At 73.6% G+C, this 26,311-nt stretch carries 23 protein-coding genes; 4 read left to right on the forward strand and 19 right to left on the reverse strand.

Going from position 1 to position 26,311, the window contains the following annotated elements; genetic code table 11:
* The first annotated feature begins 132 nt into the window (after positions 1-132).
* Positions 133-1,314, forward strand: a complete 1,182-nt coding sequence (locus tag C5508_RS12935; protein ID WP_232797117.1) for a DUF5915 domain-containing protein — start codon at positions 133-135, stop codon at positions 1,312-1,314.
* Positions 1,315-1,317: 3 nt separating this feature from the next.
* On the opposite strand, the gene C5508_RS20515 is transcribed toward C5508_RS12935, so the two are convergent.
* A complete protein-coding gene (locus C5508_RS20515) occupies positions 1,318-1,815 on the reverse strand; it encodes a hypothetical protein (protein WP_198598062.1) in 498 nt (165 codons plus the stop codon).
* Positions 1,816-1,867: 52 nt separating this feature from the next.
* Positions 1,868-2,983 (reverse strand): ABC transporter ATP-binding protein, encoded by a 1,116-nt coding sequence (locus C5508_RS12945; RefSeq protein WP_104525363.1) that lies wholly within the window; start codon positions 2,981-2,983, stop codon positions 1,868-1,870.
* A gap of 296 nt (positions 2,984-3,279) precedes the next feature.
* On the opposite strand from C5508_RS12945, the gene C5508_RS12950 reads away from it, so the two are divergent.
* The 3 genes from C5508_RS12950 to C5508_RS12960 all read left to right on the forward strand — a co-directional run bounded on the left by C5508_RS12950 (position 3,280) and on the right by C5508_RS12960 (position 6,717).
* Positions 3,280-4,647, forward strand: a complete 1,368-nt coding sequence (locus C5508_RS12950) for an ABC transporter substrate-binding protein (protein ID WP_198598063.1) — start codon at positions 3,280-3,282, stop codon at positions 4,645-4,647.
* 163 nt (positions 4,648-4,810) lie between these two features.
* Positions 4,811-5,800: a carbohydrate ABC transporter permease gene (locus C5508_RS12955; protein WP_198598064.1), complete on the forward strand. Its 990-nt coding sequence runs from the start codon at positions 4,811-4,813 to the stop codon at positions 5,798-5,800.
* Complete coding sequence (locus tag C5508_RS12960; RefSeq protein WP_104525365.1) at positions 5,797-6,717, forward strand: carbohydrate ABC transporter permease; 921 nt, start codon at positions 5,797-5,799, stop codon at positions 6,715-6,717. The genes C5508_RS12955 and C5508_RS12960 overlap by 4 nt, the downstream gene beginning before the upstream one ends.
* Positions 6,718-6,925: 208 nt before the next feature.
* On the opposite strand, the gene wag31 is transcribed toward C5508_RS12960, so the two are convergent.
* From wag31 to rsmH, 17 genes are all read right to left on the reverse strand, one after another.
* On the reverse strand, positions 6,926-7,657 hold the full coding sequence (gene wag31 / locus C5508_RS12965) for a DivIVA-like cell division protein Wag31 (protein ID WP_104525366.1): 732 nt from the start codon (positions 7,655-7,657) through the stop codon (positions 6,926-6,928).
* Positions 7,658-7,753: 96 nt separating this feature from the next.
* Positions 7,754-8,050: a YggT family protein gene (locus C5508_RS12970; RefSeq protein ID WP_104525367.1), complete on the reverse strand. Its 297-nt coding sequence runs from the start codon at positions 8,048-8,050 to the stop codon at positions 7,754-7,756.
* 63 nt (positions 8,051-8,113) lie between these two features.
* Positions 8,114-8,839, reverse strand: a complete 726-nt coding sequence (locus C5508_RS12975; RefSeq protein WP_104525368.1) for a cell division protein SepF — start codon at positions 8,837-8,839, stop codon at positions 8,114-8,116.
* An 88-nt stretch (positions 8,840-8,927) separates the two neighbouring features.
* On the reverse strand, positions 8,928-9,659 hold the full coding sequence (locus C5508_RS12980; RefSeq protein WP_104525369.1) for a YggS family pyridoxal phosphate-dependent enzyme: 732 nt from the start codon (positions 9,657-9,659) through the stop codon (positions 8,928-8,930).
* A gap of 22 nt (positions 9,660-9,681) precedes the next feature.
* Positions 9,682-10,422, reverse strand: coding sequence for a peptidoglycan editing factor PgeF (gene pgeF, locus C5508_RS12985; protein ID WP_104525370.1), 741 nt, complete (start codon positions 10,420-10,422; stop codon positions 9,682-9,684).
* Between the two features lie 118 nt (positions 10,423-10,540).
* Positions 10,541-11,851: a cell division protein FtsZ gene (gene ftsZ, locus C5508_RS12990; RefSeq protein ID WP_104525371.1), complete on the reverse strand. Its 1,311-nt coding sequence runs from the start codon at positions 11,849-11,851 to the stop codon at positions 10,541-10,543.
* A 391-nt stretch (positions 11,852-12,242) separates the two neighbouring features.
* Positions 12,243-13,040, reverse strand: coding sequence for a cell division protein FtsQ/DivIB (locus C5508_RS12995; RefSeq protein ID WP_104525372.1), 798 nt, complete (start codon positions 13,038-13,040; stop codon positions 12,243-12,245).
* The gene (gene murC, locus C5508_RS13000; RefSeq protein ID WP_104525373.1) at positions 13,037-14,497 is read right to left on the reverse strand and encodes a UDP-N-acetylmuramate--L-alanine ligase; all 1,461 of its coding nucleotides are present in this window, start codon (positions 14,495-14,497) and stop codon (positions 13,037-13,039) included. The genes C5508_RS12995 and murC overlap by 4 nt, the downstream gene beginning before the upstream one ends.
* A 76-nt stretch (positions 14,498-14,573) precedes the next feature.
* The gene (gene murG / locus C5508_RS13005) at positions 14,574-15,674 is read right to left on the reverse strand and encodes an undecaprenyldiphospho-muramoylpentapeptide beta-N-acetylglucosaminyltransferase (RefSeq protein WP_104525374.1); all 1,101 of its coding nucleotides are present in this window, start codon (positions 15,672-15,674) and stop codon (positions 14,574-14,576) included.
* On the reverse strand, positions 15,671-17,164 hold the full coding sequence (gene ftsW, locus C5508_RS13010) for a putative lipid II flippase FtsW (RefSeq protein WP_232797119.1): 1,494 nt from the start codon (positions 17,162-17,164) through the stop codon (positions 15,671-15,673). The genes murG and ftsW overlap by 4 nt, the downstream gene beginning before the upstream one ends.
* A gap of 4 nt (positions 17,165-17,168) precedes the next feature.
* Positions 17,169-18,602, reverse strand: coding sequence for a UDP-N-acetylmuramoyl-L-alanine--D-glutamate ligase (gene murD, locus C5508_RS13015; RefSeq protein WP_104525375.1), 1,434 nt, complete (start codon positions 18,600-18,602; stop codon positions 17,169-17,171).
* On the reverse strand, positions 18,599-19,675 hold the full coding sequence (gene mraY / locus C5508_RS13020; protein WP_104525376.1) for a phospho-N-acetylmuramoyl-pentapeptide-transferase: 1,077 nt from the start codon (positions 19,673-19,675) through the stop codon (positions 18,599-18,601). Before mraY ends, murD begins: the two co-directional genes overlap by 4 nt.
* Positions 19,672-21,063 carry a UDP-N-acetylmuramoyl-tripeptide--D-alanyl-D-alanine ligase gene (locus C5508_RS13025; RefSeq protein ID WP_104525377.1) on the reverse strand — a complete coding sequence of 464 codons (1,392 nt, stop codon included), beginning with the start codon at positions 21,061-21,063 and terminating at the stop codon, positions 19,672-19,674. Before C5508_RS13025 ends, mraY begins: the two co-directional genes overlap by 4 nt.
* Positions 21,060-22,619 (reverse strand): UDP-N-acetylmuramoyl-L-alanyl-D-glutamate--2,6-diaminopimelate ligase, encoded by a 1,560-nt coding sequence (locus tag C5508_RS13030; protein WP_104525378.1) that lies wholly within the window; start codon positions 22,617-22,619, stop codon positions 21,060-21,062. Before C5508_RS13030 ends, C5508_RS13025 begins: the two co-directional genes overlap by 4 nt.
* Before the next feature lie 107 nt (positions 22,620-22,726).
* Positions 22,727-24,574 (reverse strand): peptidoglycan D,D-transpeptidase FtsI family protein, encoded by a 1,848-nt coding sequence (locus C5508_RS13035; protein ID WP_104525379.1) that lies wholly within the window; start codon positions 24,572-24,574, stop codon positions 22,727-22,729.
* 3 nt (positions 24,575-24,577) lie between these two features.
* On the reverse strand, positions 24,578-25,153 hold the full coding sequence (locus C5508_RS13040; RefSeq protein ID WP_104525380.1) for a hypothetical protein: 576 nt from the start codon (positions 25,151-25,153) through the stop codon (positions 24,578-24,580).
* A complete protein-coding gene (rsmH, locus tag C5508_RS13045) occupies positions 25,150-26,142 on the reverse strand; it encodes a 16S rRNA (cytosine(1402)-N(4))-methyltransferase RsmH (protein WP_104525381.1) in 993 nt (330 codons plus the stop codon). The genes C5508_RS13040 and rsmH overlap by 4 nt, the downstream gene beginning before the upstream one ends.
* Positions 26,143-26,311: the final 169 nt, after the last annotated feature.

Raw genomic sequence — 26,311 nt, forward strand, 5'->3', positions numbered from 1 at the left:
TTATATTTAACTATGTATTTACGTTGTTCTTAAGCATGTAGTAGTGCTGTTGTGCTTTTACGTCTAATGTTTATGATTACACGTACGATCCGCCATACATCTCAATACTGTCCTCTTGTTAGGCATCGATAGATGTTTATAAGAAACGGTCGCCCAACGGTCCTGCAGCGGCCGCTCGATCCTGGGCGGGGCGAGGACGGAGCCTCCCCCGCCCCGGCGCGGACCGAGCGGCCGCTGCTGGACCGCTGGGCGCTGGCCGAACTGGCCGCCGTCACCCGCGACGTCACCGCCGCCCTGGAGGAGTTCGACACCCAGGGCGCCGGCCGGCTGCTCGCGCAGTTCGTCGACGACCTGTCCAACTGGTACGTCCGGCGCTCCCGCCGTCGCTTCTGGGACGGCGACGCCTCGGCGCTCGGCACCCTGCACGAGGTGCTCGACGGGCTGACCCGGCTCATGGCGCCCTTCACCCCGTTCGTCACCGACGAGGTGTGGACCCGCGCCGTCGTCCCGGGGCTCACGGACGCTCCCGACTCGGTGCACCTGGCCTCCTGGCCGGCCGTAGACACCGAGGCCCTCGACGACACCCTGGTCGAGCAGATGGCGCTGGTCCGCCGGCTGGTGGAGCTGGGCCGCTCGGGCCGGACCGCGGCCAAGGTGCGCACCCGCCAGCCCCTGGCCCGCGCCGTCGTGGCCGCCCCGGGCTGGGCCTCGCTGCCCCGCGACCTCGTCGCCGAGGTCGCCGACGAGCTCAACGTGGCAGAGGTCCTCGAACTGGCCGCGGTCGGCGGTGACCTGGTCGACGTCAGCGTGAAGATCGACTTCCGCGCCGTGGGCCGCCGGCTGGGCAAGCAGGTGCAGGCGGTGGCCAAGGCCGTCGCCGCCACCGACGCCGTCGCGCTGGTGTCCGACTACCGCGCGGGCACCGCGACGGTCGAGGTCGACGGCGCCCCCGTGCCCCTGGAGGACGGCGACCTGATCGTCACCGAGACCCCGCGGGAGGGCTGGACGGTGGCCAGCACCGGCGGGCTGACGGTGGCACTGGACCTCACGCTCACCCCGGAGCTGGAGCGGGCCGGACTGGTGCGCGAGGTCGTCCGCCTGGTGCAGGAGGCGCGCAAGAACTCCGGCCTGGAGGTCAGCGACCGGATCGAGCTGCGCTGGACCGCCGAGGGCGCGCTCGCGCAGGCGCTCGACGAGCACGCCGAGCAGTTGGCCGGCGAGGTCCTCGCCGTCGCGGTGCACGCCGCCACGGCCGGCGAGGGCGACGGCGTCGAGGGGCCCGAGGGCTCCCGGTTCTGGGTGACGAAGGCCTGAGCCTCAGGTCGCCTTGCGGCTCGCGCGGGCCCGGCCGGCGATCGTCCGGTCGGGCCGGCACGTGCCGCACGGGGTGAAGCCGTCGGTGCGGGCCTCGTCCAGCGGCAGCGGGATCGTCGTCCGCGATCCGACCCAGGAGCAGCCGGCCACGTGGTAGCGCGGGCGCTCGTCGACCACGAGCACCTCGTCCTTCAGGTCCACGATCAGCAGCAGGTCGGTCACCTCGACCTCCTCGACCGGGGGGTCCTCGGTCCCGAGCGCCGGCTCCGGCTCCGCGGGGACCGGCGCGCTCCCGGCGGCGACCGGCGCCTGCGCCGGCTCGTCCGCCGCCGCGGCGGCGGCGGGGTGTGCGGAGATCTGCCGGCGAGCGGCGACCAGGAGCGCGGCCGCGGCCACGCAGGCGGCCACGCAGGCCCAGAAGAACGCGTTGCCGCCGGTGAGCAGCCCGGCCACGAACAGCGCCAGGCCGACCAGCACCAGGGCACCGGCCGCCGGGATCACGCGCGCGCCCCGCCGGCGGAGCATCCGCGCCGGGAAGCGGACGGCGCCGGCCTCAACGCTCGACCTGCGACACGCGCCGTCCGGTCACCGAGGAGAAGACGTGCACCTCTCCCGGCCGGATCGCGACGTGCACGACCTCCCCCTTGGACGGCGGCTTCCGCGCGTCGGCGCGCAGGACCAGCGGACCGCGCCGGGCATCTGAGCTGGCTGTCCCGCCGTGCAGCTGCCCGTAGGCGAAGGCGTCGGAACCGAGCTCCTCCACCACCAGGACCTCGACCGGGAAGCCTTCCCCGGCCCCCACGAACTCGACGGACTCGGGACGGAACCCGACTGTGGCGGTGCGGCCACCCTCCTGGGCCAGCGCGGCGACGGCCGACCGCGGCAGCGGCACCGGGTGCCCGCCGAGCACGGCCCCGCCCTCGGTCAGGGGCACCGACACGAGATTCATGGCCGGCGAGCCGATGAAGCCGGCGACGAACTTGTTGGCCGGCCGGTCGTAGAGATTGCGGGGAGTGTCGACCTGCTGCAGGACACCCTCCTTGAGCACCGCGACCCGGTCGCCCATCGTCATGGCCTCGACCTGGTCGTGGGTCACGTAGACCGTCGTCGTCCCCAGCCGGCGCTGCAGTGCGGCGATCTCGGTGCGCGTCTGCACGCGGAGCTTCGCGTCGAGGTTCGACAGCGGCTCGTCCATCAGGAAGACCTGCGGCTGCCGCACGATCGCCCGGCCCATCGCCACGCGCTGCCGCTGCCCGCCCGACAGCGCCTTCGGCTTGCGCTCCAGGTACTCCTCCAGGTCGAGGAGCCGGGCCGCCTCGCGGACCCGCACCGCCCGCTCCTCCTTGGACACCCCCGCGATCTTGAGCGCGAAGCCCATGTTCTCGCCGACGGTCATGTGCGGGTACAGCGCGTAGTTCTGGAACACCATCGCGATGTCCCGCTCCTTCGGCGGCAGGTTCGTGACGTCGCGGTCCCCGATGCGGATCGCCCCCGAGGTGACCTCCTCCAGGCCCGCAAGCATGCGCAGCGACGTGGACTTGCCGCAGCCGGAGGGTCCGACGAGGACGAGGAACTCGCCATCGGTGATCGACAGGTCGAGCGCGTCGACCGAGGGACGGGTCGCTCCCGGGTAGACGAGCGTGGCCTGGTCGTAGGTGATGGCGGCCATGGGACCCCTTCCGCACCGGTGCATGGGAGCGCCACTCTGACACGCGCTCCGTGCGCGGAAAAGCGCCGGAGGGGTGCCGTTACCCGTGCGTGCCCGAACGTGACACGACCGTGACCGGCAGGCACCTCCCAGCAGCCGTCCTCCATCCGATCTCATAACGGTTGCAGAAATGTTCCGGGAGTGTGCCGACTGCGACGCTATGGTCGCGCCGACGTGACGGCACCGCGGTGTGCGAACCGTCCGCGTCGAGCGACGCAGTGCGGCTGAGCCGCGGAACTCTGGAGGAGAACATGAGCATGGGCGCGAGAATGCGGCGTTCGCCGGCGCTGGTCGGCGGCCTGGGTGTGGCACTGCTGCTCGCCGGCTGCGGCGCCAACGAGACCGGTGGCGGCGGTGGCGGCGAGACGCAGGCCTCCGACCTGACGATCGACTGCGCCCCCTACGAGGAGTTCGGCGACCTGGAGGGCGAGACCGTCAACGTCTACACCTCCATCACCGACCCGGAGGACACCCCGCACATCGAGTCCTACGTGCCCTTCGAGGAGTGCACCGGCGTCGACGTGAAGTACGAGGGCTCCCGCGAGTTCGAGGCGCAGCTGGTCGTGCGCGTGCAGAGCGGCAACGCCCCCGACATCGCCTTCATCCCGCAGCCGGGCCTGCTGGCCACGCTGGTCGCGACCGGCGCCGTCGTCCCCGCCCCGGAGCAGGTGGCGGCCAACGTCGACGAGTACTGGGACGAGAGCTGGCGGGAGTACGGCAGCGTCGACGGCGAGTTCTACGCCGCTCCGCTGGGCGCCAACGCCAAGTCCTTCGTCTGGTACTCCCCGTCCGCGTTCGAGGAGGCCGGCTACGAGATCCCCCAGACCTGGGAGGAGATGATCGACCTCTCCGACCAGATCGCCGAGAGCGGCGCCAAGCCCTGGTGTGCCGGCATCGCCTCCGGTGACGCGACCGGCTGGCCGGCCACCGACTGGCTGGAGGACGTGCTCCTGCGCACCGCCGGTCCCGAGGTCTACGACCAGTGGGTCAACCACGAGATCCCGTTCAACGACCCGCAGGTCGTCGAGGCGCTCGACACGGTCGGTGAGATCCTCAAGAACCCCGACTACGTCAACGGCGGCCTCGGTGAGGTGCAGTCCATCGCCACCACCGAGTTCGGTGACGCCGGCCTGCCCATCCTCGACGGCAGCTGCTGGATGCACCGGCAGGCGTCCTTCTACCAGGCCAACTGGCCCGAGGGCACCGAGGTGGCCGAGGACGGGGACGTCTTCGCGTTCCCGCTCCCGCCCATCGAGGGCGACGCTCCCCCGGTCCTCGGCGGCGGCGAGTTCACCGCGGCCTTCAACGACGACCCGGCCACCCAGGCGTTCCAGACCTACCTGTCCTCCCCGGAGTGGGCCAACATCAAGGCCCAGGTCTCGGGCCCGGGCTGGGTCAGCGCGAACACCGGCCTGGAGATCGACAACCTCACCTCTCCCATCGACCAGCTGGCTGCCGAGCTGTTCCAGGACCCGGAGGCGGAGTTCCGCTTCGACGGTTCGGACCTGATGCCCGGTGAGGTCGGCGCGGGTGCGATGTGGACCGAGCTGACCAACTGGATCGCCACGAACAAGCCGACCCAGCAGGTGCTGACCGACGTCGAGAACGCCTGGCCGGCATCGTGATCACGGCGTCGCGATCGGGACGACCCTGATCGCGACGCCCTGACCGGGGCGGCTGCCGGCCATCGGCCGCGGACGCCGCCCACCCCACCCGGAGGAGGCCGGGGCACCACAGCGCGACTGCGGTGCCCCGGCGTCCCGGCTTACGCCAGAGAGGTCGTCAGCGGTGCAGTGGTTCCTCGAGGCATCCACCACCGGGCACAAGCTCGCCCTCATGGTGGTCGCCATCCTGCTGTTCGCGGCGGTGATGGCCGCGATCCTGTTCGCCGTCGACCGGCCGAAGCGGGTGCCCAACTGGGTGGTGGCCGCCGGTTTCCTCGGCCCCACCATCCTGCTTCTCCTCGTGGGGCTGGTCTACCCGGCCCTCGACACCGTGCGCGGGTCGTTCTTCAACCGCGACGGCTCGACGTTCGTCGGGCTGGACAACTACGTCACGGTGTTCACCACCGACAACTTCCAGACCGTCCTGCGCAACACCGTCCTCTGGGTGGTGCTCGTGCCGCTGGTGACGACGTCGCTCGGTCTGCTCTACGCCTACCTGGTCGACCGGACCCGCTTCGAGGCGCTGGCCAAGGCGCTGGTGTTCCTCCCCATGGCGATCTCCATGGTCGGTGCCGGCGTCATCTGGAAGTTCGTCTACGAGTACCGCCCGGACCAGCCTGGCGTCCGGCAGATCGGTCTGCTCAACCAGCTGCTGGTCCTCGTGGGCGTCGAGCCCCAGCAGTTCCTGCTGAACGGCCCGTCCAACAACGTCTACCTGATCGTCGTGATGATCTGGATCCAGGCGGGCTTCGCCATGACCGTGCTGTCCGCGGCCATCAAGGCCATCCCCGACGACATCGTCGAGGCCGCCCGGCTCGACGGCGTCAGCGGCGTCCAGATGTTCCGCTACGTGACCGTGCCGAGCATCCGGCCCGCCCTGGTGGTGGTGCTCACCACGGTGGCCATCGTGTCGCTCAAAGCTTTCGACGTGGTGCGCACCATGACCGGCGGCCAGTTCGGCACCAGCGTGGTGGCGAACGAGTTCTACACGCAGTCGTTCCGGCAGTTCAACGTCGGACTCGGGGCCGCCCTGGCCGTGCTGCTGTTCGTCCTCGTCATCCCGATCGTGGCCTACAACGTCCGCCAGCTGCGCCTCGCCGAGGAGATCCGATGACGACGACGACGCCCGTGATGTCACCGGTGCCCACCAAGGAGCGCAGGCTCAGTCGCGCCGAGCGGCGAGCGGTGGCCGCCAAGACCAAGCTGACGTCGCCGGCCGCGTCGGCCATCGCGATCGTCATCGCGGTGCTGTGGACGGTTCCGACGCTCGGGCTGCTGGTCACGTCCTTCCGGCCGGAGCTCGACATCCGCCGCTCCGGTTGGTGGACGGCCTTCACCGACCCGCAGTTCACCGTCGACAACTACAACGAGGTGCTCTACGGCGGGACGAACTTCGCCTCGCTGTTCGTCAACTCGCTGGTCATCACCCTGCCGGCGGTGATCATCCCGATCACGCTGGCGCTCCTGGCCGCCTACGCCTTCGCCTGGGTGAAGTTCCGCGGTCGCAACGTCCTGTTCGTCGCGGTCTTCGCGCTGCAGGTGGTGCCGATCCAGGTCACGCTCATCCCGCTCCTGACCCTCTACGTCGACACGGGGCTGAACGGCTCGTTCTGGACCATCTGGCTGTCGCACTCGATCTTCGCGCTGCCGCTGGCGGTGTTCCTGCTGCACAACTTCATGAAGGAGATCCCGGCGTCCCTGGTGGAGGCCGCTCGCATGGACGGCGCCGGGCACGTCAAGATTTTCTTCCAGGTGCTGCTGCCGCTCCTGACGCCGGCCATCGCGGCGTTCAGCGTCTTCCAGTTCCTGTGGGTGTGGAACGACCTGCTCGTCGCGCTCACCTTCGCCGGCGGCGCCCCGGACGTCGCGCCGCTGACGGTGCGCCTGGCCGAGATGGTCGGAACCCGCGGCTCGGACTGGTATCTGCTGGCGGCAGGAGCCTTCGTGTCCATCGTGCTGCCGCTGGCCGTCTTCCTGGGCCTGCAGCGCTACTTCGTCCGCGGCCTGCTGGCCGGGAGCGTCAAGGGCTGACCCGCAGCTTCCGGCCGGACCAGGGCCGGGTGCGACACGTCGCGATCATCGGGGCCGGTGTCGCAGACGGCGGGTGGGGCCTTCCTGCCCCACCGTCGGGCGTCCGGAGTCGGTCGCCGAACGCATGAACGGCCGCTGACGCGTCGCGTCAGCGGCCGTTCGCCGTCGGAGCGGGACGGGGAACCCCGCCCCCGCTCCGGCGGTGGGGTCAGGCGGGAGCGTGCTGGTTCTGCCGGCCCACCGTGGCGGGCTCCGCGGAGCTGCGGCTGTCCAGGTCGCGCAGGTGCGACTCGAGGAAGGACCGCAGGCGGGTGCGGTACTCGCGCTCCATGGTGCGGAGCTCCTCGATCTTGCGCTCCAGGCTGGACCGCTTCTCCTCCAGTGAGCCCATGGCCTCGGCGTGCCGGCGCTCGGCGTCCTGCTCCAGGGCGGCGGCCTTGCCGCGGGCTTCCCGCTCCATGGTCTCGGCGCGGGTGCGGGCGTCGCCGATCATCGAATCCGCGCGGTGCTTGGCCTCGGCGACCATCTGCTCGCTCTTGGCGCGGGCCTCGGTCATGAGGCGCTCGCTGTTGGTCTTGGCGCTGCCCAGCATCTGCTCGGCCTGCGTCTTGGCCTCGTTGACGTACCGGTCGGCCGTCTCGGTGGCCAGCGCCAGCATCCGCGAGGCCCGCGCGCTGTCGTCCTCGCGGGTCTGCTGGACCGGGGGCGCCGCGACGACGGGGGCCGGCGCGGGAGCCGGGGGCTCCGGCCGTTCCTCGGCACGCGGAGCGGCGGCCCGGCCGACACCGGCGCGAAGCTCGTTGTTCTCCTCGATCAAGCGGGCCAGTTCGGCCTCCACGACGTCGAGGAAGGCGTCCACCTCGTCCTCGTCGTAGCCCCGCTTGCCGATGGGTGGCTTCTTGAAGACGACGTTGTGCACGTCGGCAGGCGTGAGTGGCATCTCAGGTCACCTCGGGTCGGACGGCGGGCACAGGGACGTACTTGGACGAGCGGGACCACACCCGTTCTGCGTCTCTACCCCGGAAGGGAAAAGCGGTCACGCGGTGATGGCCAGCCGCGTCGTGATGCTCCGGAGGATCACCACGGCGATCAGCAGCACCATAAACCCGAGGTCCAGTCGGATGGACCCCAGGTTCAACGGCGGGATGACCTTGCGCACCGCCTTCAGCGGCGGGTCGGTGGTGGAGTACACGACCTCCAGCCCGGCGGCGACCAGGCCGGAGGGGCGCCAGCTGCGCGCCAGCACCATCACCCAGTCGACGACGAACCGTGCGAAGAGCAGCACGAGGAAGACGAGCAGGACCGATGAGACGATCGACCAGAAGAGAGCCACAGTCCTCGTTCGTTCAGGGCACCTCGGGTGCCGCCGTCACCGGTGTCACCGCTCCGCCACCGATCAGGACTTGTCGCCGAACCCGCCTTCGCGGATCTTCGCCTTGTCCTCGGGGGTGACAGCGACGTCCTGCGGGCTGAGCAGGAACACCTTTGCCGTGACGCGCTCGATACTACCGCGCAGGCCGAAGCTCAGACCCGCGGCGAAGTCCACGAGCCGCTTCGCGTCCGCGTCGTCCATCTCCGTGAGGTTCATGATGACCGGCATGCCGTCGCGGAAGCGCTCACCGATGGTGCGGGCCTCGTTGTACGTGCGCGGGTGCAGCGTGGTGATCCGGTAGGACTTCGCGGCCGGCGCGGGGGCCGGAGCCGGCTCGGGCTCGGGGACCACGACGGGCTCGCGCACCAGGGCGGCCGCGGCACTCACCGGGCCGGAGCTGTGCACCGGGCCGGAGCCGTGCGACGAGCCCCCGAGGCGGGCGGCCGACGACCCGGAGGCCGTGGGCGCCAGACCGAGGGTGCGCGGCGCCACCCGGCGCACGGAGATCGGCTCGGGGTCGCGCACGGGGGTCTCGGTCAGGGCCGGCTCCTCGTCGTACCCGGCGCGGGCGTAGTCGTCGGCGTACGCCGGGTCGGCGTAGTCGTCGTCGTAGCGCTCCTCGCCGTAGCGGCCGTACCGGCCGTGGTCGAGATCCTCCGACGACCGGGCGTCGTACCGGCCGTAGGCCCGGGTGTCGTCGTCCTCGACGAGTCCCAGGTAGATCCCCATCCTCCGCATGGCTCCAGCCATCGGACCTCCCCCTCTGCTGGTGTCCTCAGCGTCGCGTCTGCACAGTGGTCACATCGTCCCCAGGAGTCCGGTTCCCATGCGCCCCGTGTTACTGCTGTGACTCGCGTGGCTGGTGTTCCTCGAACTCACCGCAGGGTAGGGGGCGCGCGCCGAACAACGCGGTACCGACACGCACGAGCGTGGCGCCGGCGGCGACTGCCGCCTCGAGGTCGCCGCTCATGCCCGCGGACAGCTCCCCGGCCTCCGGGTGGTCGGCCCGCACCCGCTCGGCGAGGGCGGCCAGCCGGGCGAAGGCGGGCGCCGGGTCCCCCTCCCGGGGGGCCACCGCCATGAGCCCGCGCAGCCGGAGTCCGGCGGTCCCGGCCACCGTGTCGCACAGCGCGGGGACGGCGACGGGTGCCGCCCCGCCGCGGGCAGCGGCCTCCCCCTCGGGTCCGCCCAGGTCCACCTGCACGAACACCTCGACGGGGCGGCCCATCTCCTGGGCGGCCCGGTCCAGGGTCGTCGCGAGCGCCGGCCGGTCGACGGAGTGGACGACGGCGCCGGTCCGGGCCACCGCCGCCGCCTTGTTGCGCTGCAGCTGGCCCACGAAGTGCCAGCGCAGATCGACGTCGGCGAGGTCCACGGCCTTGCCGAGGAGCTCCTGCACCCGGTTCTCGCCGAAGTCGTGCTGGCCTGCGGCGGCGAGTACCCGCACGTCGTCGGCGGGCCAGGTCTTGCTGACCGCCAGGAGCCCTACGTCGGCCGGCGCGCGACCGGCCGTCCGTGCGGCGGCGTCGATCCGCGCCCGGACGGTCCTCAGGTTCTCCGCGAGGGACATGCCGCCCATCCTGCCAAGCAGGTCAGGGGCGCGCGTCGAGCCAGACGAGCCCCGCCTGGCGGCCGGTGACGCCCTCACGGCGATGGGAGAAGAGGGCCGCGTCCTCGACGGTGCAGCGCGGGTCCTGGACCACCTCGGGGATACCGGCTCTGCGGAGGATCTCGGCGACCCCCGCCCGCAGGTCCAGGCCCGGGGTGCCGGTGCGGGTGCGCACCGCGGCCGACGGCGCCACGCGGGCGACGTCCGCCTGCATCGCCTCGGGCACCTCGTAGCACTCGCCGCAGACGGCGGGCCCCAGGAGCGCGGTCACGTGCCGCGCACGGGCGCCCAGGCTGGCCATCGCCGAGAGCGTGGCGGGCACGACGCCCTTGCGCACGCCCTCGCGGCCGGCGTGCACCGCGGCGACGACGCCGGTCTCGGAGTCCGCGAGCAGCACCGGCACGCAGTCAGCGGCCAGCACCCCCAGCACCAGGCCCGGCGTGCTCGTGACCAGGGCGTCGGTGTCGGGCACCGGGCCGTCCTGCGGACCGTCGACGATGGCGACGCCGGCGCCGTGCACCTGGGACATCCAGACCAGCCGGTCCTCCCCCACCCCGAGCTCCCGGGCCACGCGGGACCGGTTGGCGGCGACGTCGCCCGGGTCGTCGCCGACGTGGTCGCCCAGGTTGAAGGAGTCGTACGGGGAACGGGAGCGGCCGCCCCGTCGGTCGGTGACGACCCTGCGGGGTCGCACCGCCGACGGAGCGGCCGGGTTGTTGCTCATGTAGACGAAGCCTACGAGGTGCCGTGCTCGAACGGCCCCGGGTGACATCTCGGAACGGCCCCCTCGCAGGGCCCCGCCGCGAGCAGAGCGAGCGGTGGGGGGCGAGGGGGTCCTTCCGTCAGCCCTTCAAGAACTCCGGGATGTCCAGCTCCTCCTCGAAGTCCTCGTTCGACAGCGGGCGACGGCCGTTGGCGTTCGCGCCCGGGATGGGCGGCAGCGGCGGAACGGTGATGCCACCCCCGCCCGGACGCGACGGCGCGGCCGACCCGCTGGTCGGAGCCGGGGCGAGCCGCTCCCCGGCCGGCGGCACGGACGACTGGGTCGCCTGCGGAGCAGCTGCCGGCACCGGTGCCGGCGGCGGCGTGGTGGCGACCGGCGGAGCCGCGACCGACCGGCGGTGGGTGGCGAACGGCGACGCCGCCCCGGCCGACATGCCCGCGGAGGCCGCGGTGGTCGTGGCGCCGTCCTTGCGGGTGTTCGGCCGTCCGCCGTCGAAGCCGGCCGCGATGACCGTCACCCGGACCTCGTCACCCAGGGCGTCGTCGATGACGGCACCGAAGATGATGTTGGCGTCGGGGTGGGCGGCGTCGGAGACCAGCGAGGCGGCCTCGTTGATCTCGAACAGGCCGAGGTCCGAACCACCGGAGATGGACAGCAGGACGCCGTGGGCGCCCTCCATCGAGGCCTCCAGCAGCGGGCTGGCGATGGCCTGCTCGGCGGCCAGCAGCGCCCGGTTGTCCCCGCGCGCGCTGCCGATGCCCATCAGGGCCGAGCCTGCCCCGGACATGACCGACTTGACGTCGGCGAAGTCCAGGTTGATCAGACCCGGCGTGGTGATCAGGTCCGTGATGCCCTGGACACCGGACAGCAGCACCTGGTCGGCGGTGCGGAAGGCGTCCATGACGCTCACGTTCCGGTCGCCCAGCTGCAGCAGCCGGTCGTTCGGGATCACGATCAGCGTGTCGCACTCGTTGCGCAGCTCGTCGATGCCCGACTCGGCCTGCACCGCGCGCCGCTTGCCCTCGAAGGCGAACGGGCGGGTGACGACGCCGATGGTCAGCGCCCCCAGCTTCCGCGCGATCGAGGCGACGACGGGGGCGCCACCGGTGCCGGTGCCACCACCCTCGCCCGCGGTCACGAAGACCATGTCGGCCCCCTTGAGGACCTCCTCGATCTCCTCGCGGTGGTCCTCGGCGGCCTGGCGGCCCACGTCGGGCTGCGCACCCGCCCCGAGGCCCCGGGTCAGCTCGCGGCCGACGTCGAGCTTCACGTCGGCGTCGCTCATGAGCAGCGCCTGGGCGTCGGTGTTGATCGCGATGAACTCGACCCCCTTGAGGCCGACTTCGATCATGCGGTTGACCGCGTTCACCCCGCCGCCGCCGATGCCGACGACCTTGATGACCGCTAGATAGTTGTGCGGAGGTGTCATGCGGCGCTCCCCAACTGGACCCTCATCCTCAAGTTCAGCCTTACAGTTATGTCAACTCAGTCGACGTGGATGAAGTTAGGTGGGGTCGGAGAGGCGTCACAAGCACCTCGTCCGGCTCGGCGTGTCGATACGCGCGGATCGCACCAAACCCTCACGACCCAGTGGTCACATCTGGCTCACGACGGGTGACGACGCGCGCCGGAAGCGTCTGCTGCCGGGGTTCGGCGCGGCCGGCCACGCGAGACGAGAAACATCCGTGAACAGACCGCGTGTCGGGCGTGTCGCAGTGCCCGGCGTGTCGGCCGACGTGCTGGTCCCGACCGCAGCGGAGCGATCCCGCGACGCTGTGCCACGAGACCGCCATGACCGGCGCGCGACCCGCTGCCGACGGTCAGCGGAGGACGACGGCGTCGGGAGCGCTGACGTCGATCAGGTCCGTCGGTTCCAGCTCGCCGTCCCCGATCCGGTCGAGCAGCGCCACGACCACCCGGCCCTTGGTCGAGGACTCCCCGGCGTCGCCCCACCGGATCACCGTGCCGTCGCGCATCGTCAGCTCGATGGCGTCGGGATCGGGCACGGACACCGTCTCCACGTCGTCGCGCAGGCCGCCGGGCAGCGCCCGGATCGCCGCGATCCCCGCCTGCGTGGCGGGGTCGTCGGAACCCGGGTCCGCCACGTCGAGCGGGACGACGCCGCGCGGCGCATCACCGGTCACGGTGTCGAACAGGACACCGTCGGCGTCGACCAGCGACCGCCGTCCGGCGGTCCCGACGACCGCCACCGGGATCCGCTCCGCCACGGTGATCACGATGCGGTCCGGCCAGCCGCGGGCCGCCTGCACCGAGCGGATCTGCGGCAGCTTCGCGACGCGGTCCTCCACGGCGGCGACGTCCACGCGCAGCAGCGGCGCGCCGTCGGGCACCTGGGCCACCTCGCGCACCTCGTCGGCCGTGAGCGTGCCCAACCCGTCCACCTGCACGGTGCGCACGGCCAGCACCGGGCCGAGCCAGAGCAGCCAGCCGAGCACGGCCAGGACCGTCAGGAGCGTGGCGGCCTGCAGGGAGCGCCGCTGCCGCGCGCCGAGCGGACGGCGCCGGTCGGGCAGCGGCGTGGCGCCGGCTCCGCGCTGCTCGGCCGGCCTGCGCCCGCCTCGCGTGCGGTCCCGGGTGGTGCGACCGGCGCGGTTCACCGTCCGGCGTCCGCCCCGTCGTCCTCCCTGGCCGGACCCTCGGCGGCGCGCAGGGCGTCGAGGACCTCGGGGCCCACCATCGACACGTCACCCGCGCCCATGGTCATGACCAGGTCCCCGGGGCGGGCGCGGGCGGCCAGCGCCGGACCGGCCGCCGACCAGGAGGACTCGAACACCACGCGCTCCGGGGGCAGCGGCACGGCGTCGGCGACCATCGCGCCGGTCACGCCGGGGACCGGGTCCTCCCGCGCGCCGTAGACGTCCATCACCACGACCTCGTCGGCCAACCCCAGCGCGGCGCCGAAGCCCTCCGCGAACTCCTGGGTGCGGCTGTAGAGGTGCGGCTGGAAGGCCACGACCAGGCGCCCCTCCCCCGCGACCGCCCGCGCCGCGCGCAGCTGGGCGGCGACCTCGGTCGGGTGGTGGGCGTAGTCGTCGTACACCCGGACCCCGCCGGCGACGCCCTTGAGCTCGAACCGGCGGTGGACGCCGCCGAAGCGGCCCAGCCCCTCGATCAGCGCGTCCGCCGGAAGCCCCAGCTCCAGGCCGGTGAGCAGCGCCGCCGCGCTGTTGCGGGCCATGTGCTCCCCCGGCACCTGGATGCGGACCCGGCCGAGCTCGGTGCCGTCGAGCACCGCCGTGTAGCTGGTGCCCTCGGCCGCGACCTCGAGGCCGGTCAGCCGCAGGTCGGCGTCCTCGGCGGTCCCGTAGGTGCGGATGCGGGCCGGTGACGGCACGGTGCGCAGCCGCGCGGCACCGGGGTCGTCGGCGCAGACGACGACGAAGCCGACCGGGTCGACCGTCTGCAGGAAGCGGTCGAAGGCGGCCTCGACGGCGGCGAGGTCGCCGTAGTTGTCCAGATGGTCGGCCTCGACGTTGGTGACGATGGCGCAGAACGGCGAGAGAAGCAGGAACGAGCGGTCGCTCTCGTCGGCCTCGGCCACGAAGACGTCGCCCGCACCGGCGTGCGCGTTGCTGCCCGACTCGTTGAGCGTGCCGCCGATGGCGAAGGACGGGTCGACCCCGCACGCCTGCACCGCCACGGTGAGCATCGACGTGGTCGAGGTCTTGCCGTGGGTGCCGGCGACGGCGATGCTGCGCCGTCCGGCCATGACCGCGGCCAGGGCGACGGCGCGCGGCAGCACCCGCAGCCTGCGCTCGCGGGCGGCCACCAGCTCGGGGTTGTCGCCCCGGATGGCGGTCGAGACCACGACGGTGTCGGCGTCGCCGACGTGCCCGCCCTCGTGGCCGAGCTCGACCCGCGCGCCCAGTGCCCGCAGCGCCAGAAGCGTGGGGCTGTCGCGGCGGTCGCTGCCCGAGACGCGCACACCACGGGCCAGCAGGATGCGCGCGATGCCGCTCATGCCGGCTCCACCGATGCCGATGAAGTGCACCGCCCCGAGCTCGGGCAGCGAGGGCACCGGACCGGTCCATGCCGCCACGTCGTCGGCGCTCATCGCTCGACCCCGGGCTCGTTCCGCTCCTCGCCCGTCCCCCGCTGCGATGCTCGCTCACCTGTCGTCTTCGCGGCGCTCATCTCTTCTCCGTCACCTCGCAGACGATGTCAGCCAGCCGAACGTCGGCGTCGGGCACCCCGGCCGCGGCGGCGTGCCGGGCCAGGGCGGCCAGCGCCGCGGGGTCGGTGAGCAGCGGCAGGAGCGTGCCCGTGATCCACTCGGGACCGAGATCGGCGTCCTCGACCAGCAGGCCGCCACCGGCGTCGATCACCGGCAGCGCGTTGCGGCGCTGCTCGCCGTTGCCGATCGGCAGCGGGACGAACGCCGCGGGCAGCCCGACCGCCGAGAGCTCGGCCACGGTGACCGCCCCGGAGCGGCACAGCGCGAGATCGGCCGCGGCGTAGGCGAGGTCCATCCGTTCCAGGTAGTCCACGACGACGTACGGCGCCCGGTCGGCCCGCTCGGGGACGACGACGCCGGTGTTCTTCGGACCCCGGGCGTGCAACACCTGCACCCCCGCGTCGGTGAGGGCGTCGGCGGCGGCGACCGCGGCCCGGTTCAGCGACTGGGCGCCCTGCGAGCCGCCGAAGACCAGCAGCGTCGCCCGGTCGGCGTCCAGGCCGAAGGTGGACCGGGCCTCGGCGCGCAGGGCATCGCGGTCGAGCGTGGAGATGCTGCGGCGCAGCGGCATCCCGACGTGCTCGCCGCGGTGCAGCGGCGTGCCCGGCACGGTCACCGCCACGCGCGCGGCGATGCGGGCACCGATGCGGTTGGCCAGCCCGGGCAGGGCGTTCTGCTCGTGCACCACGACCGGCACGCCCGCGCGCTTCGCCGCGAGGTACGCCGGCAGCGCGACGTAGCCGCCGAACCCGACGACGACGTCGGCCGCGACCTCGTCGAGCACCGCCCGCGTCTCGGCCACCGAGCGCCGCACCCGGCCGGGCACGCGGAGCAGGTCCGGCGTCGGCTTGCGCGGCAGCGGCACCGGCGGGATCAGCCGCAGGTCGTAGCCGCGCGCCGGCACCAGCCGGGTCTCCATGCCGCGCGCGGTCCCCAGGCAGGTGATCCGCAGGTCGGGGCCACCGCGCCGACGGAGGGCGTCGGCCAGCGAGAGCATCGGCTCGATGTGCCCACCGGTCCCACCACCGGCCAGCACGACCGACCGCGGGCCGCTCACCGGTCGCCGCCGGGACGTCGACGCGGAGCGGGATCGCGCCGGGCGGGATCGCGCCGGGCGGGGGCACCGGTGCCGGTACGGGCCGGCGCGCCGCGGCGGGGAGCCTCCGCACGGGCCGGGGACCGGCGGGCGGCGGCGCCCCGGGCGTGCACGAGGGTGCGCGCGCCTCCGACCACGGGTTGCTCGCGCAGGGGCTCGTCCGGGAAGCGCCGCGGGCGCACCGGGTCCACGGCGGCTGCCGGCGCGGGCATCAGCAGTCGTGTGAGCCGGCTGCGCTCGGCGGAGCGCAGGTGCTCGACGGCGGCGGGCTCGGAGCAGGCGAACCGGACCAGCAGGCCGATGATGAACAGGGTGAGGATCAGCGAGGTGCCGCCCGCCGAGATCAGCGGCAGCGTCACACCGGTCACCGGCAGCATCCCCACCACGTAGCCCATGTTCATGGTCGCCTGGCCGATCAGCCACACGGTGATGGCGACGCTGGCCAGCTGGACGAACCGGTCGGCGGAGTTCCGGGCGATCCGGAAGCCGGCATAGGCGAGCACGCCGTACAGGGTGACGACCACCAGACAGCCGAGGAAACCCAGTTCCTCGCCGATGATCGCGAAGATGTAGTCCGACTCCGCCTCGGGGAGGATGTTCCACTTCATGGCGCTGTTGCCCAGGCCCACGCCCCAGAAGCCGCCGGTGGCCAGGGCGTAGAACCCGCGGATGGCCTGGAACCCGGTGTTCGTGGGGTCGGCGAAGGGATCCATGAAGGCGGTGATGCGCTCCATCCGGTACGGGGCGACGACCACCGCGAGGCTGATCAGGACGACGGCGGCACCGGCGAAGGCGCCGAACCACTTCAGCGGCAGCCCGCCGGCCCAGAGCAGGCCGACCAGGACCAGCCCGAGGCTCACGACGCCGCCGAAGTCGGGCTCGACGATGAGCAGCACGGAGAGGACCCCGAACACCGGCAGCACCGGGACCAGCAGCGCCCGCGTGGTCATGTAGCGCTCGCGCAGCGCCAGCATGTGCGCGCCCCACAGCGCGAAGACGAGCTTGCCCAGCTCCGAGGGCTGGAAGTCGGTGAAGCCCAGCGGGATCCACTGGCGGGCGCCGTTGCGCTCGATCCCGATGCCGGGGATCAGCACGAGCAGCAGCAGGCCGAAGACGACGACCAGCGCCTTGGGCGCGTGCCGGCGGATCAAACCCGCGGGCAGCCGCATCGCCACCACCATCGCGCCCAGCCCGATGCAGGCCAGGACGAGCTGTTTCACGCCGGGGGCCCAGGCGGGCTGGTCGTCCAGGGCCGCCTCGATCGCGGACGCGCTGAACACCATGACCAGGCCGATGAGCAGGAGCAGACCGGCCGAGCCGAGCACCAGGTGGCAGCTGGTCATGGGCCCGTCGAGCCAGGCCGGACCGGTCCAGCGGCGGACGCGGCCGTCGATCCGGGTCGGGCGGGAGCCGGCCCGCGACGCGCGCGGGCGGGTTTCGGTGCTGGTCATCGGCTCACCCCAGCGCCCGCACCGCGTCGGCGAAGGCCTCGCCCCGGTGGTGGTAGTCCCGGAAGACGTCCATGGACGCCGCGGCCGGTGCGAGCAGGACGGTGTCCCCGGGGCTGGCGAGCTCCGCGGCCGCGGCGACGACGCGGGCCATCGTCGTCGCGGGGTCCGGCCGGCCTGCGTCCATCCGGCCATCGTCGCCGCTGGGGATCTCGACCACCGGCACCGACGGGGCGTGTCGCGCCAGCGAGCGGGCGATCTCCGCGCGGTCACGGCCGAGCAGCACGACGCCGGCCAGCCGCGGGCCCACGGCGGCGACCAGCGGGTCGACGTCGGCGCCCTTGAGCAGGCCGCCCGCGATCCAGACCACCCGCGGATAGGCGGCCAGCGACGCCCCGGCGGCGTGCGGGTTCGTGGCCTTGCTGTCGTCGACGTAGTCCACGCCGTCGACGGTGGCGACCAGGACGTTGCGGTGGGCGCCGCCCCGGAAGCCGGCCAGGCCGCGCGCCACCGCCACGGCGGGCACGCCGAGCGCGCGGGCCAGCGCGGCGGCGGCGAGGGCGTTGACGGTGTTGTGCGGCCCGGGCACCTGCAGCTCCGAGCGCTGCATGAGCACCTCGCCCGCCGGGTCGTCGGCGAACGCACGGTCGACCAGGGTGCCGGCGCGCACGCCCAGCTGGCCGGGAGCCGGCTCGCCGAGGGTGACGGTGACCGGCCGGGCGTGGCCCTCGACCAGTCGCGCCGCCACCGGGTCGCCGGCATCGGCGACGGCCACCGGGGCGTGCTCGAGGATGCGGGCCTTGGCGTCCCGGTAGGCCGGGAAGGAGCCGTGCCAGTCGGTGTGGTCGTCGGCGACGTTGAGCACCGCGGCCGCGGTCGGCGCCAGGGACGACGACCAGTGCAACTGGAAGCTCGACAGCTCCACGGCGACGGCGTCGAAGGCAGGGGTGCCGTCGTCGGCCCGGGCGGTGACCACCTCGACCAGCGGCCGGCCGACGTTCCCCGCGGCGACCGCCCGGCGACCGGCGGCCAGGAGGATCGCCTCCAGCATGGTCACCGTGGTGGTCTTGCCGTTGGTGCCGGTGACCGCCAGCCACGGCGCGGGAGCGCCGTCGGCACCGGCGATGCGCAGCCGCCAGGCCAGCTCCGGCTCGCCCACCACCTCGATGCCGCGGGCGGCGGCGTCGGCCAGCAACGGGTTGTCCGGCCGCCAGCCGGGCGAGGTGACGACGAGGTCGACGTCGGCGGGTGCGGTGTCCACCGCGCCGAGCCAGGTCGCCCCGGCGGCGGTCAGCTCGGTGACGGCCGGCACCTGGGCGGCATCGGTCAGCAGCACCCGGACATCGAGGCCGAGCAGGACGCGCGCAGCCGCGACGCCGGAGACGCCGAGCCCGGCGACGAGGACGGTGCGGCCGGCGAGCAGCGATCCGGGCCCGGTCACAGGCCCACGAAGCTGAGCCAGTCGGCGTAGAACAGCCCCAGCCCGAACGCGACCGCCATGCCGGTGACCAGCCAGAACCGGACGATGACGGTGCTCTCCGTCCAGCCGGCCAGCTCGAAGTGGTGGTGCAGCGGTGCCATGCGGAACACCCGCCGGCGGGTGGCGCGGAAGAACGCCACCTGGATGATCACTGAGAGCGTGACCGCCACGAAGAGACCGCCGAGCACGACCAGCAGCAGCTCGGTGCGGGTGACGATGGCCAGGCCGGAGAGCAGCCCGCCCAGCGCCAGCGAGCCGGTGTCGCCCATGAAGATCCGGGCCGGGCTGGTGTTCCACCACAGGAAACCCAGGCAGGCGCCCATGCCCGACGCCGCGATGAGCGTGATGTCGAGCGGGTCGCGCACGGTGTAGCAGCCCTCGATCAGCTCGTTGGCGCAGTCGTGGGTGAACTGCCAGAACGAGATGACCACGTAGGAGGCCAGCACCATCGCCGAGGAGCCGGCCGCCAGCCCGTCGAGACCGTCGGTGAGGTTCACGGCGTTGGAGAACCCGGCGATGAAGAGGTAGGCCAGGATCACGAAGGCGACCGGGCCCAGGGTCAGCGGCGCGATGTCGCGGACGTAGGAGACCACGGTCGAGGCCGGGGTGACCCCGTCGCGCGGGAAGTTGATGGCCAGCACGGCGAACGTGACGCCGATGACCAGCTGGCCGACCAGCTTCGCCGTCTTGTTCAGCCCCAGGCTGCGCCGGTGCCGGATCTTGAGGTAGTCGTCGAGGAAGCCCACGGTGCCCATGCCCACCATGAGGAACAGCAGCAGCAGGCCGGTGGCGGTGAAGCCCCAGCCGGTCTGCCCGACGAAGACCAGGTGCGCGACCACGTATCCCAGGACGGTGGCACCCACGATGACGGTGCCGCCCATCGTGGGCGTGCCCTTCTTCGACAGGTGGCTCTCGGGGCCGTCGTCGCGGATCTCCTGGCCCAGGCCCTGCCGGCGGAACGCGCGGATCGCCAGCGGGGTCAGCAGGATCGAGACGATCAGCCCGACCGCTGCGGCGATGAGGACGCTCCTCACTGCGCGGCACCGCCCAGCAGGTCGGCGGCGAGCAGCTCCAGGCCGTAGGAGCGACTGGCCTTGACGAGGACGACGTCCCCGGGGCGCAGCACCTCCGTCAGGAGCGCGAGGCCAGCGGCCCGGTCCGGCACGTGCACCGACTCCTCTCCTGCGCGCCGCCCCGCGGCGGTCGCACCTCCGGCTATGCCCACCGCGTCGGCACCCACGGCGATGACGAGGTCGACCCCCGCGGCCACGGCGTCGGAGCCGAGCCGCTCGTGCTCGGCCGCGGCGTCCGGGCCGAGCTCCGCCATCCCACCGAGCACCGCGATCCGGCGCTCCGCGGGCAGCCCGGCGAGCGCGGCCAGGGCGGCGCGCATCGACTCCGGATTGGCGTTGTACGCGTCGTTGACGATCGTCACGCCGTCGTCCCGGCGGGAGACCTCCATCCGCCAGCGGCTGCGCGGGCCGGCGGCCGACAGCGCAGCGGCCACCTCGCCCGGCGCCATGCCGACGGCGAGGGCCGCACCGGCCGCGGACAGCGCGTTGGCCACCTGGTGCTCGCCCACGACCTGCAGCGCGACGGGGTGCTCCTCCCCCGCGGCGACGAGCGTGAAGCGGGGTCGGGCGGACTCGTCGAGGACGACGTCGGTGGCCCGCACGTCGGCGTCGGCGCCGCGACCGGTGGCCAGCACCCCAGCGCGGGTGCGCGGAGCCATGCCGATCACCCGGGCGTCGTCGGCGTTGAGGACGGCGGTGCCGTCCTCCGGAAGCGCCTCGACCAGCTCGCCCTTGGCCTGGGCGATCACCTCGGGGCTGCCGAACTCGCCCAGGTGCGCGGACCCGACGTTGAGGACGACCCCCACCTGCGGGGGCGCCACCCGGCACAGCCGCGCGATGTGGCCGACGCCCCGGGCGCCCATCTCGAGCACGAGGTAGCGGGTGCCCTCGTCGGCCGAGAGGACGGTCAGGGGCAGGCCGATGTCGTTGTTGTACGAGCCGGGCGGGCTCACCGTCGGTCCGGCCGCGGCCAGCACCTGCCCGAGAAGGTCCTTGGTGGAGGTCTTCCCCGAGGAGCCGGTGATGCCCACGGTGCGCAGGCCGCCGGCGGCGAGCCGGGCGTGCACGACCGAGGCCAGCCGGCCCAGGGCGACGACGGGGTCCTCGACGACGACGCAGGGCAGCACGGGGCCGGGCCGGGTGACCAGCGCCAGCACCGCCCCCGCCTCGGCGGCGGCCGCGAGGTAGTCGTGCCCGTCCACCCGCTCGCCGGGGACGGCGACGAACAGGTCGCCGGTGCCGACGGCACGGGAGTCCAGGGTGACGGCGCCGGTGACCGGTGCCCCGGGCTCGCCCACCAGCCGGCCACCGGTCGCGTCGGCGATCTCCGCCGCGGAGAGGGGGATCATGCCGGCGTCCCCGCGGGGGCGAGGAGCTCGCGGAGGACGTCGCGGTCGTCGAACGGGTGCACCGTCCCTGCGACCTCCTGACCGGTCTCGTGCCCCTTGCCCGCCACGAGCAGGGTGTCCCCCGCCCGCGCCAGGCGCACGGCAGCGGCGAGCGCCTCGCGACGCCCGGCCACCTCGATGATCTCCGCCCGGCGGCTCTGCGGCACCTCGGAGGTCCCGGCCAGCATCGCCGCCCGGATCGCGGCGGGGTCCTCCGAGCGCGGGTTGTCGTCGGTGACGACCAGCACGTCGCTGCCCTCGGCGGCGGCCGCGCCCATGTCCGGCCGCTTGCCCGGGTCCCGGTCGCCGCCGCAGCCCAGCACCGTGATCAGCCGGCCGGCGGTGTCGGGCCGGAGGGCGGCGAGGGCGGTGCGCACGGCGTCGGGGGTGTGCGCGTAGTCGACGACGGCGACGAACGGCTGGCCGGCGTGGACGGGCTCCATGCGGCCGGGCACGACGGTGGCGGCCAGCCCCGTCAGGGCGTCCTCGACCGAGACCCCCACCCCGTCCAGGAGGGCGACGGCGAGGACGGCGTTGGCCACGTTGAAGCGCCCGGGCAGCCGCAGCCGGGCCGGCCAGGTGCGCCCACCGGGGCCGTGCAGCACGAACGTTGAGCCGCCGCCCCGGGCGCTGGCGACGTCGGAGGCGGTCCAGTCGGCGACGGCGCCCTCGGTGCTGGACACGGTGACCGGGCGCCGGGCGGGCCGCTCGGCCAGCCGGCGGCCGTAGGCGTCGTCGACGTCGACCACCTCCACCCTGGCGCGGCCGTCGAACAGCAGCGCCTTCGCCTGGAAGTAGTCCTCCATGTCGGCGTGGAAGTCCAGGTGGTCCCGGCCCAGGTTGGTGAACCCGGCGGCGGCGAACCGCACCCCACCCACGCGGCCCTGCACCAGCGCGTGGCTGGAGACCTCCATGACCACCGCGGAGACGCCGTCGTCGGCCATACCGGCGAGCAGGGCGTGCAGCGCGGGCGCCTCGGGCGTGGTGCGGACGCTGGGCAGCGCGGTGACCGCGCCGTCGGCGGCCCTGGTCTGGGTCCGGACCGTGCCGATGAGGCCGGTGGACAGACCGGCCGCGGCGAGACCGGCCTCGACCAGGTAGCTGGTCGTGGTCTTGCCGTTGGTACCGGTGATGCCCAGGACGGTGAGCCGCGCGCTGGGCTCGCCGTAGACGCGGTCGGCCACGGGCCCCAGCACGGCGCGCGGGTCGTCGACCACGCACACCGGCAGGCCGGTCGCCACGGCGTCGTCGCGGCCGCCCGGATCGGTCAGCAGCGCCACGGCGCCGCGCTCCACGGCGTCGGCGGCGTAGCGGACCCCGTGCGTGCGGGCGCCGGGCAGCGCGGCGTACAGGTTCCCGGGCCGGACCTCGTTCGAGGCGAGGGTGACACCGGAGATCGGCGTGTCCCCCGCGGCGGCGGGACCGACCGGTGGACCCACGAGGTCGGCCAGGTCGGACAGGGGCAGGGGGCGGTTCCCCGCAAGCGGCGGGGTCGCCCCGTCGTCGGTCGGGGTCACGGGGCTCCAATCTACCGGCGACAGGAGCCGATACCGTGCCGCGCCACGGCCCCGCTGCAGGGTCCCGCCGCGAGCCCGCGAGCGGTGGGGGGCAGTGGGGTCCTTCTTCAGGGGGTGCCGGTCAGGTCGAACTCGGGGCGGGCGGTGCCGGAGGGGACGACGCCGTCGCCGGTGAGCGCGGCCCGCATGACGTCGGCGAAGACGGGTGCGGCGACCTGCCCGCCCTCCGCGGAGCTGGTCGGCCGCTCGAGGTCGACGGCGACGACGTACTGCGGGTCGTCGGCCGGGGCGAACCCGGCGAACGTGGTGATGTACCCACCACCGGCATAGCTGCCCGTCTCGGGATTGGCCCGCTGCGCGGTGCCGGTCTTGCCGGCCACGCGGAAGCCCTCCAGCTGGGCCAGCGGCGCCGTGCCGCCAGGGCCGACGACGGCCTCGAGCATGTACGCGAGGGAGTCGGCGGTGGACTGGCTGACCACCCGGGTGCTCTTCGGCTCCGGTGCCGGCGTGACCCGCCCGCCGGGGCTCGTCACCGACTTCACGATGCGCGGCTCCACGCGCACGCCGCCGTTGGCCAGTGCCTGGTAGACGGAGGCCATCTGCAGGGTGGTCACCGAGACGCCCTGCCCGATCGGGACGTTGGCGGCGCGGCTGGCGGTCCAGTCGGCGGAGTCCTCGAGGATGCCGCGGCTCTCGCCGGGGAGCTCGATGCCCGTCGTCTGCCCCACGCCGAAGGCGCGCAGGTACTTCTCCAGCGTCGCGTCGCCGATCTCGCGGGCCAGCATGATGGTGCCGACGTTGCTGGACTTGGCCAGGATCCCGGTGACCGTCCAGTCGACCGGCGCGTGGTCGTGGGCGTCGGTGACGACGCGGTCGCCGGCCTGGATGTGGCCGTTCACCGACAGGACCCGTTCCGGCGTCGCCGTCCCCTCCTCGACCGCGGCGGCCAACGTGACGGCCTTCATGACCGAGCCGGGCTCGAAGACGTCGGAGACCACCGGGTTGCCGAGCAGGTCGGGATCGGTCGTCGAGTAGGCACCCGGGTCGTAACCCGGGCAGGAGCCCATCGCCACGACCTCGCCGGTCCTCGCGTCGAGGACGACGGCGGAGGCCTGGGTGGTGAACCCGTCCGCGCAGGCCTCGGCCAGGCGCTGGTCGAGGACGAACTGGAGGTCCTGGTCGAGGGTGAGCGTGACGTCGTTGCCGTCGGTGGCCGGCCTCGACTCGTCGATGCCGGAGGGGATCGGGTGCCCGCCGCTGCCGACCTCCACGATGCGCTTGCCGTCGGTGCCGGCGAGCTGGTCCTCGAAGGTCCGCTCGATACCGGCCAGGCCATCACCCTCGCGGCCGACGAACCCGACGACCTGGCCGCCCACCGCACCGGCCGGGTAGAGCCGCACGGGGTCGTCCTCGAGGACGATGCCGGCGAGCCCGAGCTCGTCCACCGCGTCGCTGGTCTCCGGGGAGACCTGCGTGGCGAGGACCACGTAGCGGCCCTCGCGGGAGAGCTTCTCGGTGAGCTCGGGGACGGGGACGCCGAGCAGCGTGGTGAGGGCCAGCGCGGTGCGCCGCGGGTCGTCCACCACCGTCGGGTCGGCCACCACGCGCGAGGCGTCCACGGTGTAGGCGAGGGGGTTGCCGTTCCGGTCGAGCACCTGGCCCCGGAGCGCGGCGATCGTGTAGTCGCGCAGCCGGTCCTGCTCGGCCTCGCTGGCGTAGGCGCTGCCGTCGATGCCCTGGACCACCACGAGCCGGCCCACGACGAGCACCAGCAGGGCGATGAGCACCACCAGCCCCCACCGGTTGCGCCGGCCGCGCTGGTCGACCGACAGGCCGGCTCCCCGCGTCCGCCGGGTGCCCGGCGGACGGCGGGAGACGAACGGACCCGTGTCGCCGGAGGCAGCCGACCGGACGGCGCGGGATCCGCCTGCGGGCCCGCGGAGGCTGTTCGGCACGGCTCAGTTCCCGCCCGGAGCGCCCGCCGCCGGCGCGGGGGCCGGCGCCGGCTCGGGGGTGCCCCGCATCGCCGTCGCCTCGGGACCGATCACCAGGTAGCCGGGAACGCCCGCGGGCACGAGACCGGCGGCTGCCGCCGCGGCGGCGACCACGGCCGGCGTCTCGCCGGACACGACCTCCTGCTCCAGCCGCTGCACCTCCTGGGCGCGGGCGGCGTTGGCCTCCCGGGCCTTGCTGGCCTGCAGCGAGTCCACGGCGATCGCGGTGTTGAGCACGAGCAGGCCGACGGTGGTCAGGCTCAGCATGGCCACGAGGACCAGCACGAAGGTCGCCTTGCGGGACAGCAGCGCGCCCCGTGCGCGGCGACGCGGGCGGGCGCCGACGGTCGGCACCAGCCGGAGCTCCGGCCGGGCAGCGCCGGCGCGGGATGCGCGCGCACCGGTGACCCGGGCAGCGGCGCCGCGAGACGCGGCGGTGCGCGTCGCGGAGGTCCGCGTGGCAGCGGTCCGGGCGGTCGCCGTTCCGCGCGGCGCCGTCGCGCGGGGGACGGCGGTGCCGACGGCGGCGGTGCGGCTCACGCCGCCCGCCGGATGCGCTCGGCGGCGCGGACGCGGGCGGAAGCCGCACGGGGGTTGGCGGCGACCTCGGCCTCGCCGGGTGCCTCTCCCCCGCGGGTGAGCAGCCGCAGGACCGGTCCGTACTCGGGCAGCGGCACGGGCAGGCCCGGCGGTGTCCGGTCGGCCGCCTCGGCGGCGAAGGTCTGCTTCACGATCCGGTCCTCCAAGGAGTGGAAGGTGATGACCGCGACCCGGCCGCCCACGGCCAGGGCGTCGATCGCGGCGGGGAGGGCGCGCTCCAGCGCGCCGAGTTCGTCGTTGACCTCGATGCGCAGCGCCTGGAAGGTCCGCTTGGCGGGATGTCCCCCGGTGCGGCGGGTGGCCGCGGGGATGGACTCGCGGACCAGCTCGGCCAGCCGTGCGGTGCCGGTGAAGGGCTCGCGCGCCCGCTCGCGGTCGATGGCCGCCGCGATGCGGGAGGCGAAGCGCTCCTCGCCGTAGACGCGCAGCACGCGGGCCAGGTCCTTCGGCGGATAGGTGTTGACCACCTCGGCAGCGGTGCGGCCGACGGTGGGGTCCATGCGCATGTCCAGCGGCGCGTCGGTCGAGTAGCTGAAGCCGCGGTCGGGGCGGTCGAGCTGGAGGGAGGAGACGCCGAGGTCGAACAGCACGCCCTGCACCTCGCGGATGCCGAGGCGGTCGAGCACGTCGGGCAGCTCGTCGAAGACGGCGGGCACGAGCGTCGCGCGGTCGGCGTGACCGGCGGCGTCGATGCGGCGGGCCGCCTCGGCACGCGCCTCGGGGTCGCGGTCGAGCCCGATCACGCGCAGGCCGGGGTGGGCGTCGAGCATCGCGAGGGTGTGGCCGGCCAGACCGAGGGTCGCATCGACGAGGACGGCCCCGTCGGCGGAGCAGGAGGGGGCGAGGAGCTCCGTCACGCGGTCCAGGAGGACCGACACGTGCACCGGTGGCCGCGGCTCCGAGGCCGCAGGCGTTCCGGTGGTGCTCATCTCTGCTGCCTCTCGAGGGATCCGGGCGGTACCCGCGATGGTGCCGGGCGGCGGAGTGCCTCGCGGGGAGGCACTCCGCCGCCCGGCACCATCCCGGGTCTGTCTATTACACACATCACCGAGCCCACGATACCGTACTAGATACAGTATGCCTTATTCTGACTAAAAA

Source organism: Blastococcus atacamensis (assembly GCF_002938425.1).
GTDB classification, from domain to species: domain Bacteria; phylum Actinomycetota; class Actinomycetes; order Mycobacteriales; family Geodermatophilaceae; genus Blastococcus; species Blastococcus atacamensis.

Excerpts from the sequence above, each read along its gene's own strand:
- C5508_RS12935 (WP_232797117.1), top strand. The coding sequence starts at position 133 with ATGTTTATAAGAAACGGTCGCCCAACGGTCCTGCAGCGGCCGCTCGAT.
- C5508_RS12945 (WP_104525363.1), bottom strand. The coding sequence starts at position 2,983 with ATGGCCGCCATCACCTACGACCAGGCCACGCTCGTCTACCCGGGAGCG.
- C5508_RS12950 (WP_198598063.1), top strand. The coding sequence starts at position 3,280 with ATGGGCGCGAGAATGCGGCGTTCGCCGGCGCTGGTCGGCGGCCTGGGT.
- C5508_RS12960 (WP_104525365.1), top strand. The coding sequence starts at position 5,797 with ATGACGACGACGACGCCCGTGATGTCACCGGTGCCCACCAAGGAGCGC.
- wag31 (WP_104525366.1), bottom strand. The coding sequence starts at position 7,657 with ATGCCACTCACGCCTGCCGACGTGCACAACGTCGTCTTCAAGAAGCCA.
- C5508_RS12975 (WP_104525368.1), bottom strand. The coding sequence starts at position 8,839 with ATGGCTGGAGCCATGCGGAGGATGGGGATCTACCTGGGACTCGTCGAG.
- C5508_RS12980 (WP_104525369.1), bottom strand. The coding sequence starts at position 9,659 with ATGTCCCTCGCGGAGAACCTGAGGACCGTCCGGGCGCGGATCGACGCC.
- pgeF (WP_104525370.1), bottom strand. The coding sequence starts at position 10,422 with ATGAGCAACAACCCGGCCGCTCCGTCGGCGGTGCGACCCCGCAGGGTC.
- ftsZ (WP_104525371.1), bottom strand. The coding sequence starts at position 11,851 with ATGACACCTCCGCACAACTATCTAGCGGTCATCAAGGTCGTCGGCATC.
- murC (WP_104525373.1), bottom strand. The coding sequence starts at position 14,497 with ATGAGCGCCGACGACGTGGCGGCATGGACCGGTCCGGTGCCCTCGCTG.
- ftsW (WP_232797119.1), bottom strand. The coding sequence starts at position 17,164 with ATGACCAGCACCGAAACCCGCCCGCGCGCGTCGCGGGCCGGCTCCCGC.
- C5508_RS13025 (WP_104525377.1), bottom strand. The coding sequence starts at position 21,063 with ATGATCCCCCTCTCCGCGGCGGAGATCGCCGACGCGACCGGTGGCCGG.
- rsmH (WP_104525381.1), bottom strand. The coding sequence starts at position 26,142 with ATGAGCACCACCGGAACGCCTGCGGCCTCGGAGCCGCGGCCACCGGTG.